Source organism: Paraburkholderia sp. UYCP14C (assembly GCF_004197395.1).
Lineage (GTDB): Bacteria > Pseudomonadota > Gammaproteobacteria > Burkholderiales > Burkholderiaceae > Paraburkholderia.
The window spans coordinates 15,601-27,948 of sequence record NZ_SELS01000014.1 but is presented as its reverse complement, the minus strand read 5'-3'; the positions used below and the strand labels follow the sequence as shown (position 1 = coordinate 27,948).

The following is a 12,348-nucleotide window of genomic DNA, read 5'->3' as shown; positions in this document are numbered from 1 at the left end:
AATGAAATCGATGTCGTACGCAGCCGTAGCAGCCACTGTTGCGCTCGCCGCCGCATTGAGCGCCGCCAGTCCCGCAGCCCGCGCCGAAGCATCCGGCCTCGCGCTGGCACAGCAGAAAAACTGTATGAGCTGCCACTCGGTCACGCGCCAGTTCATGGGGCCGTCGCTGCACGACGTTGCGGCCCGCTATGCGGGACGTGAGGACGCCGCGACCTACCTGAAGCACAAGATCCTCGAAGGCGGCAGCGGCGTATGGGGAACCGTGCCGATGCCCGCGAACACGCAGCTGACGCCCGATCAGGCGGCCACGCTGGCGGCATGGGTGCTGTCGCTCAAATAACGGAAGTCTCGTGTCGCCGATGAAGTCCGCGCGCGACTCGAACGCGGCCTTCAATGGGCGGCATCAACGCGAGCGCCGCGCGATTTCTTCTTCCACCGCTTCGCGTACCCAATCGGTCATCTCGGCTTCGAGCGTCTGCGCGACTTCGCGCGTGATCTGACTCACGAGCAGGCTCGTATGCTGCTGCACTGCATCGCGGCAACGCGCCTCGATGATGCCTTGCCCCTCGCCCGTCAGAAAACTCTGGAAGCGTCCATGCAGACTTGCGGCGATCGCGTCCGCGTCGAGTGGGGGCTCAGCGGCAGCGGCTTCGTGCGCGCTTTCATGGTCGAGATCCGGCGGTACGGTCGAGCCGGCTTCGAGCGGGATGAACGGCTCGGTTCGATCGAATACGCCGGGCGACACCTCGACGTCCTCATGCAGGTCGTCACGCCCATGTCGCGCATGAATGCCGTGATGCGGCCGCGCGTGTTTTCTCGCGTGCGTGTGATCGGCGACGCGCGGCTGATGAAACCCGGCCTGCGCGAGAGGCTCATGCTCAGCCGCGGGCGCCGCTTCACGCGTCGGCAGCGGCTCCGGCACGAACACGGGCTCCGGTGAACTCAGTTGCTCGGGTGTGGGCACCGGCTGTGGCGCAAGGACCGGCTCGGGCGCAAGCGTCGGTTCGGCCTGACGCGCGGCCGGCGGCACGAACGCAGGCTCGCTGCGCAATGCAGGCTCGTGCGCCGCCGGTTGCGTGGTGGACGGGGGTGCGGGCTCGGCGCCCGGTTGGGGAGCGGGCCCGGCGGCCTCGTCCGACGCCTCGCGCGTCTCGTGCGCGCGGCCCGGCACGAGGACCTCGTTCAGGATTGGGATCGAATTGTCGTGGGGATCGGACACGTGGCTCTCCGTGTTTGAGTCGAAGCCAAGGCGGTCTGCATGATGCGTGCCCCGATGGGCTCGACGTTCGTCGGCCCCGACGCGCAGCGGAACGAAACTAGCCGCCCTGCTTGTAGTTGTTCAAAGCATAGCCGCGATCGCGATAGAAGCGATAGCGCTCGCGGCCCGCAGCGAGTTCCTCGTGTGCGTTACCGACCACTTCGAGCAACCTTTCGAAGCGCGCGAACTGCGCCGGCACCGTTACGCCCAGATTCAGCAGCACCTGATGATGCGGCGCGTCGTCGAGATTCGAGGTCAGCACGACGGGCGTGTCGGCGGCGAGCGGCGTGCCCGCCATGCAGTGCGGCACGAAGTCGAGGGGCGAGAAGGTCCACAGCATTTCGTCGAACGCGCGTAGGCGCGCGGGCTCGGCCAGCACGACGAGCGGCTGGCCTGCCAGATACGCCTTGCGCACGAGGCGGCACGCGTACAGCAGCGAATCGCCGACGTTCGAGTGAAAGTCGATTCTCGTCATCGGCCGCTCCGCCCCGCTCGACGCGCGCCGTGTGCGCGCTTACTGGACTGCGTCATTGGCCGGCGCGGTCGATCAGGAACTGCGCGAGCAGCGGCACCGGACGACCCGTCGCGCCCTTCGCCGCGCCGCTCTTCCACGCGGTGCCCGCGATGTCGAGGTGCGCCCACGGGTACGCATCCGTGAAGCGCGACAGGAAGCACGCAGCGGTCACGCTGCCCGCCGGACGCCCGCCGATGTTCGCGACGTCCGCGAAGTTCGACTTCAGCTGATCCTGATACTCGTCGTCGAGCGGCAGGCGCCATGCCGGGTCCGCCGCTTCGCGCGACGCGTCGAGCAGTTCGCCCGCGAGCGCGTCGTCTTTCGAGAACAGGCCGCTGTTGTGATGGCCGAGCGCGATGATGCAGGCGCCCGTCAGCGTCGCGATGTCGACCACCGCGGCCGGCTTGAAACGCTCAGCGTAGGTGAGCGCGTCGCACAGGATCAGGCGGCCTTCGGCGTCGGTGTTCAGCACCTCGATCGTGATGCCCTTCATGCTGGTGACGATGTCGCCCGGCTTGGTGGCCGTGCCCGACGGCATGTTCTCGACGGCCGGGATGATGCCGACCACGTTGATCTTCAGGCCCATCTCGGCGACCGCGCGCAGCGTGCCGAGCACCGAGCCCGCGCCGCACATGTCGTACTTCATCTCGTCCATGCCCTCGCCCGGCTTCAGCGAGATGCCGCCCGTGTCGAACGTGACGCCCTTGCCGACCAGCACGACCGGCGCGGCCTTCACGGCGGCGCCCTGATACTGCAGCACGATGAACTGCGCCGGCTCGACCGCGCCCGCGGTGACCGACAGGAACGAGCCCATCTTCAGCGCTTCGCACTGCTTCTCGCCGAGCACTTCGACCTTCAGCTTCCAGTCTTTCGCGAGCTTCTTCGCGGTGTTCGCCAGATAGGTCGGCGTGCAGACATTGCTCGGCAGATTGCCGAGGTCGCGCGTCAGGTCCATGCCGTTGGCAAGCGCGGCGCCCTGCTTGGCCGCGAGCTTGGTCGCCTTCTCGTCGCCGGTGTTGACGCTGAACACGATGCGCTTCAGCGCGCGCGGCGTGTTGTCCGCCTTGCTTTTCATCTGCGTGAAGCGGTAGGTCAGCTCGCGCAGCGCGAGGATCGCGGCGCGCACGCACCAGTCGGCCGTGCGTTCGAGCACCGGCAGTTGCGCGAGGGTGAACGTGACCTGCACGATCTTCGTGCCGAGCAGCGCGCGCCATGCGGCGCGGACCGCCTCGCCGTAAGCTTTCTGGCTGAAAGCATCCTGTTTGCCGAGGCCGACGAGCAGCACGCGCGACGCGCCGATGCCGGACACTTCGTGCAGGAACAGCGTGGTACCCGCTTTGCCGTCCATGTCGCCCGCCTTGATGATGCGCGTGAGCAGGCCCTTGGTGGCCGCGTCGATCTCCAGCGCGGCGCCCGACAGCGTTTGCGACTCGAACACGCCGATCACGATGCAATCGGATTTCCCGGTCAGGAAACCGTTCGTCGAGCCTTTGGTCCAATCACAGGCTTTTATGCTAAAGTCCATCGCGCTTGTCCTCGGATAAAATCTGGGCTTAGGATGAAAGCCGCAATTATCCGCTATTTTTCCCGCGGCGGCTGCACCGGAGGCGTGACGGGACCGAACCCGCGCGTCGCTGTGAGCGCCCCCTCTCGTCATCAATAATGATCTTTGAACGCTCCCTCCAGCGCGAACTCGCGTACACGGCTGGCGCCGTGTTCATGGTTCTCCTCACGCTCGTGCTGACGACGATGATGATCCGCATCGTCGGCTTCGCGGCCTCGGGTGAGATCGATCCGCGCGACGTGCTGGTCCTGATCGGCCTCACCGTGATCGGCTATCTGGCCATCATGCTCGTCGCGACGCTGTTCGTGTCGATCCTGTTCGTCCTCACGCGCTGGTACAAGGACTCCGAGATGGTCGTGTGGCTGTCCTCGGGCGTGAGTCTCACGCAATTCATCAAACCGATCGGCATTTTCGCCACGCCGATCATCATCCTGATCATGTTCTTCGTGTTCATCGGCTGGCCGTGGTCGAACCAGCAGAGCAAGCTGATCCGCGCGCGCTTCCAGCAGCGCGACGAAGTCTCGCTGCTCGCGCCCGGGCAGTTTCGCGAATCGCCGACCACGCATCGCGTGTTCTTCATCGAGAAGATGTCGCCCGACCAGGGGCACGTGGAAAACGTGTTCGTGACGAGTACCGAGGGCGGCAAGGTCAACGTCGTGGTGTCGAAGAACGGCCACGTCGAGACGCACAAGAACGGCGACCGCTTCGTCGTGCTGGAAAACGGCCGCCGCTACGACGGCGAGCCGGGCCACCCTGATTTCCGCATCATGGAGTTCGAGCGCTACGGCGTGAAGATCCAGAGCCAGCCGGTCGTCAATACGCCGACCACCACCGGCTTGCCGACGCTCACGCTGCTGCGCAATCCGACCAAGGAGAACCTCGCCGAATTCGCGTGGCGTGCGGGCCTGCCGTTGATCGCGATCAACCTGATGCTGCTCGCGATTCCGCTCGCTCACCAGAACCCGCGGCGCAGCCGCACGATCAACCTCGTGATGGCCGTGTTGATCTACCTCACCTATTCGAATCTGCTGAACGTCGTGCAGTCATGGATCGAGCAAGGCAAGATGTCGTTCGGCGTCGGGCTCGTGATCCTGCACGTGATCGTGCTTGGAATCGTCGCGTTCATCTTCTGGATGCGCGTGCGCAACCGGCCGCTGTTCACGCGTGCCATGTTCAGCCGTTCGCAGGGAGCCTGACCGATGCGCATTTATGAAAGGTACTTCGCGCGTCAGATCTACCTCACGTTCGTCTTCATCCTGTTTGCATTCTCGGGTCTGTTCTTCTTCTTCGACCTGATCAATGAGCTGAATTCGGTCGGCCACGGCAACTACAAGTTTCAGTACGCGGTGCTGCGCGTCGCGCTGCAAACGCCGTCGCGTTTCTACGAAATCATTCCGGTCGCGGCGCTGATCAGCGCGATCTACGTGTTCGCACAGATGGCGGCGAACTCCGAATACACGATCTTCCGCGTGTCGGGCCTCGCGACGAATCAGGCGCTGCGCTCGCTGTTGAAGATCGGCATTCCGCTCGTGATCGTCACCTATCTGATCGGCGAAGTGGTCGGCCCGTACACCGATCAGCTGTCCGAGCGTGTACGGCTCGAGGCGCTCGGCTCGTCGGTGTCGACCAACTTCCAGTCGGGCGTGTGGGTCAAGGACACGCTGACCGAGCGCGCCGACGGCGAACAGGTCACGCGCTTCGTCAACGTCGGCGAGCTGAAGCCCGACGCGACGATCAGCAACGTGCGTATCTACGAGTTCGACTCGAAGTTCCGTCTGTCGAACGTTCGTATTGCGCAAAGCGGCCGCTATCAGCCGCCGGGCCACTGGCTGTTGACCGGCGTGACCGACACGCAGCTGCTTGACGTGGCCCCCGCTCCTAACACGCCGGCCGATGCGCTCAATCCGGTTTATCGCGCGAATCAGGTCACGCTGCCCGAGTATTCGCTGCGCTCGGAACTGACGCCGCAGATTCTGTCGGTGCTGCTGGTGTCGCCGGACCGCATGTCGATGTTCAATCTGTTCCGCTATATCCAGCATCTGACCGAAAACCATCAGGACACGCAACGCTATGAAATCGCGCTGTGGCGCAAGGTGCTCTATCCGTTCGCGGTGTTCGTGATGCTGGTGCTGTCTTTGCCGTTCGCGTATCTGCATACGCGCGCGGGCGTGGTCGGCGTGAAGGTGTTCGGCGGCATCATGCTCGGCATGAGCTTCCAGCTGTTCAACACGCTGTTCTCGCACATCGGCACGCTCAATACCTGGCCCGCGCCTCTGACCGCGGCGACGCCGGGGCTCGTCTACCTGGTGCTCGGGCTCGTCGGGTTGAAGTGGGTCGACCGGCACTAAGGCCCGGGCGTTGACGGGCATCGTCAGGAGCTGACGCGATGGCTATGCACGGACTGATTCTGTTTGGCCACGGCGCGCGCGATGCGCGCTGGCGCGAGCCGTTCGAACGGCTCGCCGACAAGCTGCGCGCGGCGCGCGCGGCGACGGGCGAAGCGCAGGCGGTCACACTTGCGTTTCTCGAACTGATGGAACCCGACCTGCCGACGGCCGTCGCGCAACTCGTCACGCAAGGTTGCGGTGCGATCACCGTGGTGCCGGTGTTCTTCGGGCAAGGCGGACATATCCGCCAGGATTTGCCCGCGATCGTCGATCGATGCCGCGCCGCGCATCCCGGTGTCGAGATTCGCTGCGCGGTGGCCGTGGGTGAGGATGATTCGGTGCTGGATGCGCTTGCGCAGTATTGCTTGCGGCAAGTCTGATCTATTCGTTCTGGTGGCTCAGATTCACCGCTGCCGGGGAGTGTCAGGCTGCGACCAGCAGCCCATTCGACGAGCGCGTCGCCTCGCTCTGCCGCGCCGCGAACGCCTCGCCGATCATCAACAAACTCGGCTGCGACGCATCGACCCAGCGCTGCGCTTCGCCGTTCGCAAGATCTTCCAGTGTCAGCGTCAGCATGCGTTCGCGCGGCGTGCTGCACGCCTCGACGATCGCCACGGGCGTCGCCGCGGGCTTGCCGGCATCGATCAGTTGCTGCGCGATCTCGACGCCGCTGTCACGGCCCATGTAGAACACCAGCGAATCGGCGTTGACCTGCTCGCGGATCTCGTCGGAACCGGGTGCGCGGCTGAACGTCGCGAGCGCGACGCTGCGCGACACGCCGCGCAGCGTCAGCGAACGCTTGAGCGTGGCTGCGCTGGCCAGCGCGGCGGTGATGCCCGGCACGACTTCATACTCGATGCCCGCGGCTTCGAGCGCACGCATCTCTTCGTCGGCGCGGCCGAACAGCATCGGATCGCCGCCCTTCAAACGCACGACCACGTCGTGCTCCAAAGCCGCGTCGACGATCTGCTTGTTGATGAACTGCTGGGCCGTCGAGAGCTGGCCGCAGCGCTTGCCGACCGCAATGCGCTTCGCGCGCGCGGGCGCGTAGTCGAGCATCGCCGGCTCGACCAGCGCGTCGTGCAGCACGACGTCGGCGGCGCCGAGCAGCCGCGCGCCGCGCACCGTAATCAGGTCCGCGGCACCGGGTCCCGCGCCGATCAGATAAACCTTACCCATTGACATCGACCTGTTGGTTGGAGCGACGTGCTCAGGCGGAAAACGCCCGGATCATGCCGGCCGCGACCGTGTGGTTGGTCGCCTCGTCGATCAGCACGAACGCGCCGGTGCCCTGATGCGCGTCGTACGCGTCGCACACGAGCGGCTTCTGCAAGGTCAGCGCGACACGACCGATGTCGTTCATCGCCAGTTCCTTGCGATCCGTCGCCTGCGACAGCGTATGCACGTCGAGCACTTCCTTGATCGCGCCGATCTTCGCGAACACCGTGTTGGTGGTCTGCTTCAGCAGATACTTGCGCTGCGTCGACAGCGGCGTGTCGTCGAACCAGCACAGGTCCGCTTCGAGCTTCTTCGCCGGCTCCGGCGCCGCTTCGCGCAGCACGAAGGTGTCGCCGCGCGACACGTCGACGTCTTCGGCGAGACGGATCGTCACCGTCTGACCGGCGAACGCGCGGTCCACCTGCGCGGTGCCGCCGACCACCGGCGCGATGATCTCGGCCACGGTCGCTTCACGATTGGCCGGCAGCACGACGATCGTGTCGCCGAGCTTCACTTCGCCCGATTCGACGCGGCCCATGTAGCCGCGGAAATCGTCGGCCTGGCTGCCGTCCTGGCGCGCGACCCACTGCACCGGGAAGCGCAGCGCCTCGCCGCTCGCGGATTCGACCGGCAGCGCTTCGAGCACGTCGAGCAGCGGCTGGCCCGCATACCACGGCATGCGCTCGCTGGCGGTGACGATGTTGTCGCCCTTCAGCGCCGACACCGGCACGAAGCGCACGTCCTGCAGACCGAGGTGACGCGCAAGCTCGACATAGGAGTCGCGGATCTCGTTGAAGCGCGCTTCGCTGTAGTCGACGAGGTCCATCTTGTTGATCGCGACGATCACGTGCTGCAGACCGAGCAGCTTGACGATCGCGCTATGACGCTTGGTTTGCGGCAGCAGTTGCGCGACGCCGTTCTCGAACGTGACGCGCGTCGCGTCGACGAGGATGATCGCCGCATGCGCGGTCGACGCACCCGTCACCATGTTGCGCGTGTACTGCTCGTGGCCCGGCGTATCGGCGATGATGAACTTGCGCTTGGCGGTCGCGAAGTAGCGATACGCGACGTCGATCGTGATGCCCTGCTCGCGCTCGGCTTCGAGACCGTCGGTCAACAGCGACAGATCGATTTCGTCGCCGACCGTGCGCTTGTTCTTCGCGCGCGACAGCGCCGACAGCTGGTCGGAAAGCACAGCCTTGCTGTCGTACAGCAGGCGGCCGATCAGCGTGCTCTTGCCGTCGTCGACGCTACCCGCGGTGATGAAACGCAGCACGCCGAGGTCTTCTGGTTGATGAATACTGCTCATGATTTCGTTACCCTCGTCGTGTGCTTAGAAATAACCCTGCTTCTTACGCTGTTCCATCGCGGCCTCGGACACCTGATCGTCCATCCGCGTCGCGCCCCGTTCCGTGATTTCGGTGACGGCCGTTTCGGCGATGATCTTCTCGACGTCGTCCGCGTCGCTTTCCACCGGGCACGTGCAGCTGATGTCGCCGACCGTGCGGAAACGCACGAGCGCCTGTTCGCTCGTCTCGCCTTCGCGCATCGGCGTGAGCGGCGTGACCGGCACGAGCAGGCCGTTGCGGCGCACGATCTCGCGCTGGTGCGCGTAGTAGATCGACGGCAGTTCGAGCTGTTCACGCGCGATGTACTGCCACACGTCGAGCTCGGTCCAGTTCGAGATCGGGAACACGCGCATGTGTTCGCCGTTGTGCAGACGCGCGTTGTACAGGCTCCACAGTTCCGGGCGCTGTGCCTTCGGATCCCACTGGCCGAATTCGTCGCGGAACGAGAAGATGCGCTCTTTCGCGCGGGCCTTTTCTTCGTCGCGGCGCGCGCCGCCGATCATCGCGGTGTAGCCGTACTGCTCGATGGTTTCGAGCAGCGTGACCGCTTGCGCGGCATTGCGCGAATCCGTTTCGCGACGCAGACGCACGGTGCCGCGCTTGATCGAATCCTCGACATGGCCGACCACCAGTTCCGCGCCGATTTCTTGCGCACGGCGATCGCGGAAGTCGATCACTTCGTCGTAGTTATGGCCGGTGTCGATATGCACGAGCGGGAACGGCAGCTGCGTCTTGCGGTTCGCGCCGAGGCCGAAGGCCTTCAACGCGAGCGCGAGCACCACGACGGAATCCTTGCCGCCCGAAAACAGCAGCGCCGGCTTGCTGCATTCGGCGACCAGTTCGCGCAGGATGTGAATCGACTCGGCTTCGAGCCAATCGAGGTGATCCATCCGGTTGACCGTGTTGGCAAGCGGAGCGTTGACAGCGGAATCGAGCGTGGTGCTCATAGCGGGTCCTTCGTTGGTTCGTCCGGCAAGCGCTTCTCGCCGGACGAAAGTATTCAGATCGGTTTCGGCGGTACTGCGCCGCAAGCTCTATGCGCGGCGCTCAGGCCGACGCGTTTTCGTTGCGCTCGACCGCAATCGGGGTAATCGCCGTGATATGCAAGCCGCATTCCTTCGTATCGCGCGACTCCCACCACCAGCGCCCCGCCCGGCTGTCTTCGCCGGGGCGGATCGCCCGTGTACACGGTTCGCAGCCGATGCTCGGATAACCACGCGCATGCAACGGATTGACCGGCACATCGAACGCCTTAAGATAATCCCAGACGTCGGCTTCGGTCCAGTCCGCGAGCGGATTGAACTTGGCGATGTTGCGCGCGCCGTCGTGCTCTTCCTCGTGCAGTTCGGCACGGGTGACCGACTGCTCGCGACGCTGCCCGGTCACCCAGGCGCTGACGTCGGCGAGCGCGCGATTGAGCGGCTCGACCTTGCGGATCTCGCAGCAGCGCTTGCGCAGCTCGACGCTTTCGTAGAATGCGTTCAGGCCGTGTTCGCCCACGTACTGTTCGATCGCGGCCGCCTGCGGATGAAACTGCTCGATGTCGTAGCCGTAGCGCTCTTTCACGCGGTCCAGCATGCCGAGCGTTTCCGCATGCAGACGGCCGGTGTTCAGCGAAAAGATGCCGATCTTCACGCCGCGCGACAGGATCGCGTGGGTGAGCAGCATGTCTTCGGCCGCGAGGCTGCTCGCGAGCTTCACGTTCGTGTGACGCGTCGCGATCGAGTCCAGCAGCGCGTCGAGACGCTCGACCTTCGCTGCCAGCTGCGGGCTCAACGATTGGACGGTGCTCATGCCGAAACCTTGTCGGCGCCGGCTTGCGCGGCACGGCGGCGGAACAGCGGCGACGGGTCGTCGACGGCGCCCTGGTACTGCACGGTGAAATCGTCGAACGCCTTCAGCGCGTCGCTGATGTCCTTGTCCGCGCGCACCGCAAACGCGTCGAAGCCGCAGCGGAACATCAACCTGACCTGGTCGCGCAGCACGTCGCCGATCGCGCGCAGTTCGCCCTTGTAGCCATAGCGCTCGCGCAGCAGACGGCCGATGCTGTAGCCGCGGCCGTCGCGGAACACCGGGAAGTCCACGGCGATTACAGCGAGCTCGTCGAAGTCGCCGGCGATATCCGCCGGTTCGCTATCCGGCGCGAGCCACACGCCGAGGTCGGCCGCGCTGCGCGCGGCGGCGAGCGCCTCGCGCTCGGCCTGCCACAGCGCCAGCGGCACGATGACCTTGCCGGCCGGCAGTTCGCTCACCGACGGCAAAGCGCCGTCTTCCGCGGCACGCACGACGCTCCAGTCGTCGTTGACGATCGCGCGGTTCTTGATGATAGAAGCCATCTGTTCAGTATCCTTTGCGCGGTTACGCGTGAGCCGGTTGACGAGCGGCGTACACGCGCTCCTTGAACGGCGCGATGCCGATGCGGGCGTACGTATCGATGAAACGCTCGCCTTCCTGGCGGTTTTCCACGAACGTATCGATCACCTTCGTCATCACGTCGGGCATTTCCTCGGCCGAGAACGACGGGCCGATCACGCGGCCAAGGTGAGCGCCGGTCGCGCCGGTGCCCTGCTCGCCGCCGAGCGTCACCTGGTACCACTCGGAGCCGTCCTTGTCGACGCCCAGAATGCCGATGTTGCCGACGTGATGATGACCGCACGCGTTGATGCAGCCCGAGATGTTCAGCGACACGTCGCCGAGGTCGTACACGTAGTCGAGATCGTTGAAGCGTTCCTGGATCGCGAGCGCGATCGGAATCGACTTCGCGTTCGCGAGCGAGCAGAAGTCGCCGCCCGGGCACGCGATGATGTCGGTCAGCAGGCCGATGTTCGGCGTCGCGAAACCTTGCGCCTTGGCCTTTTCCCACAGCGCGAACAGGTCGCGCTTCTTGACGTCGGCGAGGATCAGATTCTGCTCGTGCGACACGCGGAGCTGGCCGAACGAGTATTCGTCGGCCCAGTCGGCGACCGCTTCCATTTGCGCGTCCGTCGCGTCGCCCGGCGCGACCCTGGTCGGCTTCAGCGACAGCGTGACCGACGCGTAGCCCGCGACCTTGTGCGGACGCACGTTACGCTCGACCCAGCGCGCGAACGCGCGGTTTTCCAGCAGATGCTTTTCGAACGACGTATCGGTGTCCGGCAGCTTGTCGTAAGCGGGCGGCGCGAAGTACTGCGACACGCGATCCACTTCGGCCTGCGTCAGCGTCGACGGACCGTCCTTCAGGTGCTGCCACTCTTCCTCGACCTGCGCGGCGAACTTCTCCGGCGACAGCGCCTTCACCAGGATCTTGATACGCGCCTTGTACATGTTGTCGCGGCGGCCGTAGCGGTTGTACACACGCAGCACGGCTTCGCTGTAGGTCAGCAGGTGCTGCCACGGCAGATCGCGGCGGATGATCGCGCCGACGATCGGCGTACGGCCGAGACCGCCGCCCGCCAGAATGTCGACCACCAGTTCGCCTTGCGCGTTCTTCTTCAGATACACGCCCATGTCGTGGATCTGCACGGCCGCGCGGTCTTCCTTCGAACCCGACACGGCGATCTTGAACTTGCGCGGCAGCCACGCGAATTCCGGGTGGAACGTCGACCATTGACGCAGGATTTCGGCCCACGGACGCGGATCGACCACTTCGTCGGGTGCGACGCCGGCGAATTGATCGGCGGTGATGTTACGAATGCAGTTGCCCGAGGTCTGGATGGCGTGCATCTGCACGGATGCAAGCTTGCGCAGGATTTCCGGCGTTTCTTCGAGCTTGATCCAGTTGTACTGGATGTTCGAGCGCGTCGAGAAATGGCCGTAGCCGCGGTCGTGTTCACGCGCGATCTGCGCGAGCACGCGCATCTGGTCGCTGCGCAGGTTGCCGTACGGAATCGCGATGCGGTGCATGTACGCGTGGCGCTGGTAGTACAGGCCGTTCTGCAGGCGCAGCGGACGAAACTCCTCTTCGCTCAATTCGCCCGACAAGCGGCGGCGAACCTGATCGGCGTACTGCGCGACCCGTTCATCGACGATGGTCTGGTCGTACTGATCGTATTGGTACATTCGGGGACCCCAATTTTTTC

13 protein-coding genes are annotated in these 12,348 nt (G+C 64.9%); 4 read left to right on the top strand and 9 right to left on the bottom strand.

What is annotated here, in order from left to right:
- Position 1 precedes the first annotated feature (1 nt).
- Positions 2 to 340, top strand: a complete 339-nt coding sequence (locus tag EVC45_RS15065) for a c-type cytochrome (RefSeq protein WP_129958780.1) — start codon at positions 2 to 4, stop codon at positions 338 to 340.
- 63 nt (positions 341 to 403) lie between these two features.
- Here EVC45_RS15065 and EVC45_RS15060 read toward each other — a convergent pair whose 3' ends face one another.
- The 3 genes from EVC45_RS15060 to EVC45_RS15050 all read right to left on the bottom strand — a co-directional run bounded on the left by EVC45_RS15060 (position 404) and on the right by EVC45_RS15050 (position 3,297).
- Positions 404 to 1,219, bottom strand: a complete 816-nt coding sequence (locus tag EVC45_RS15060) for a DUF2486 family protein (protein ID WP_129958779.1) — start codon at positions 1,217 to 1,219, stop codon at positions 404 to 406.
- Between the two features lie 97 nt (positions 1,220 to 1,316).
- Positions 1,317 to 1,733, bottom strand: a complete 417-nt coding sequence (locus EVC45_RS15055) for a DNA polymerase III subunit chi (RefSeq protein ID WP_129958778.1) — start codon at positions 1,731 to 1,733, stop codon at positions 1,317 to 1,319.
- Between the two features lie 52 nt (positions 1,734 to 1,785).
- Positions 1,786 to 3,297: a leucyl aminopeptidase gene (locus EVC45_RS15050; protein ID WP_129958777.1), complete on the bottom strand. Its 1,512-nt coding sequence runs from the start codon at positions 3,295 to 3,297 to the stop codon at positions 1,786 to 1,788.
- A gap of 137 nt (positions 3,298 to 3,434) precedes the next feature.
- On the opposite strand from EVC45_RS15050, the gene lptF reads away from it, so the two are divergent.
- From lptF to EVC45_RS15035, 3 genes are read left to right on the top strand one after another with little or no spacing between them, the layout of a single operon-like run.
- Positions 3,435 to 4,532, top strand: a complete 1,098-nt coding sequence (lptF, locus tag EVC45_RS15045; RefSeq protein ID WP_129958776.1) for an LPS export ABC transporter permease LptF — start codon at positions 3,435 to 3,437, stop codon at positions 4,530 to 4,532.
- Between the two features lie 3 nt (positions 4,533 to 4,535).
- Positions 4,536 to 5,684 (top strand): LPS export ABC transporter permease LptG, encoded by a 1,149-nt coding sequence (gene lptG, locus EVC45_RS15040; RefSeq protein WP_129958775.1) that lies wholly within the window; start codon positions 4,536 to 4,538, stop codon positions 5,682 to 5,684.
- Between the two features lie 38 nt (positions 5,685 to 5,722).
- Complete coding sequence (locus EVC45_RS15035; RefSeq protein WP_129958774.1) at positions 5,723 to 6,103, top strand: sirohydrochlorin chelatase; 381 nt, start codon at positions 5,723 to 5,725, stop codon at positions 6,101 to 6,103.
- 43 nt (positions 6,104 to 6,146) lie between these two features.
- Here the strand turns inward: EVC45_RS15035 and cobA are convergent, their stop codons facing one another.
- The 6 genes from cobA to EVC45_RS15005 form a co-directional block, all read right to left on the bottom strand.
- Entirely contained in the window at positions 6,147 to 6,902 is a 756-nt protein-coding gene (gene cobA / locus EVC45_RS15030; protein WP_129958895.1) for a uroporphyrinogen-III C-methyltransferase, read from the bottom strand.
- 31 nt (positions 6,903 to 6,933) lie between these two features.
- A complete protein-coding gene (locus tag EVC45_RS15025) occupies positions 6,934 to 8,250 on the bottom strand; it encodes a sulfate adenylyltransferase subunit 1 (RefSeq protein WP_129958773.1) in 1,317 nt (438 codons plus the stop codon).
- A gap of 24 nt (positions 8,251 to 8,274) precedes the next feature.
- Complete coding sequence (cysD, locus tag EVC45_RS15020; RefSeq protein WP_129958772.1) at positions 8,275 to 9,237, bottom strand: sulfate adenylyltransferase subunit CysD; 963 nt, start codon at positions 9,235 to 9,237, stop codon at positions 8,275 to 8,277.
- A 100-nt stretch (positions 9,238 to 9,337) separates the two neighbouring features.
- Positions 9,338 to 10,084 (bottom strand): phosphoadenylyl-sulfate reductase, encoded by a 747-nt coding sequence (locus EVC45_RS15015; RefSeq protein ID WP_129958771.1) that lies wholly within the window; start codon positions 10,082 to 10,084, stop codon positions 9,338 to 9,340.
- Positions 10,081 to 10,626, bottom strand: a complete 546-nt coding sequence (locus tag EVC45_RS15010) for a DUF934 domain-containing protein (RefSeq protein ID WP_129958770.1) — start codon at positions 10,624 to 10,626, stop codon at positions 10,081 to 10,083. The genes EVC45_RS15015 and EVC45_RS15010 overlap by 4 nt, the downstream gene beginning before the upstream one ends.
- Before the next feature lie 22 nt (positions 10,627 to 10,648).
- Positions 10,649 to 12,328, bottom strand: a complete 1,680-nt coding sequence (locus EVC45_RS15005; protein ID WP_129958769.1) for a nitrite/sulfite reductase — start codon at positions 12,326 to 12,328, stop codon at positions 10,649 to 10,651.
- Positions 12,329 to 12,348 lie beyond the last annotated feature (20 nt).

Coding starts and splice junctions, on each gene's coding strand:
- EVC45_RS15065 (WP_129958780.1), top strand. CDS start 2: ATGAAATCGATGTCGTACGCAGCCGTAGCAGCCACTGTTGCGCTCGCC.
- EVC45_RS15055 (WP_129958778.1), bottom strand. CDS start 1,733: ATGACGAGAATCGACTTTCACTCGAACGTCGGCGATTCGCTGCTGTAC.
- EVC45_RS15050 (WP_129958777.1), bottom strand. CDS start 3,297: ATGGACTTTAGCATAAAAGCCTGTGATTGGACCAAAGGCTCGACGAAC.
- lptF (WP_129958776.1), top strand. CDS start 3,435: ATGATCTTTGAACGCTCCCTCCAGCGCGAACTCGCGTACACGGCTGGC.
- lptG (WP_129958775.1), top strand. CDS start 4,536: ATGCGCATTTATGAAAGGTACTTCGCGCGTCAGATCTACCTCACGTTC.
- EVC45_RS15035 (WP_129958774.1), top strand. CDS start 5,723: ATGGCTATGCACGGACTGATTCTGTTTGGCCACGGCGCGCGCGATGCG.
- cobA (WP_129958895.1), bottom strand. CDS start 6,902: ATGGGTAAGGTTTATCTGATCGGCGCGGGACCCGGTGCCGCGGACCTG.
- EVC45_RS15025 (WP_129958773.1), bottom strand. CDS start 8,250: ATGAGCAGTATTCATCAACCAGAAGACCTCGGCGTGCTGCGTTTCATC.
- cysD (WP_129958772.1), bottom strand. CDS start 9,237: ATGAGCACCACGCTCGATTCCGCTGTCAACGCTCCGCTTGCCAACACG.
- EVC45_RS15015 (WP_129958771.1), bottom strand. CDS start 10,084: ATGAGCACCGTCCAATCGTTGAGCCCGCAGCTGGCAGCGAAGGTCGAG.
- EVC45_RS15010 (WP_129958770.1), bottom strand. CDS start 10,626: ATGGCTTCTATCATCAAGAACCGCGCGATCGTCAACGACGACTGGAGC.
- EVC45_RS15005 (WP_129958769.1), bottom strand. CDS start 12,328: ATGTACCAATACGATCAGTACGACCAGACCATCGTCGATGAACGGGTC.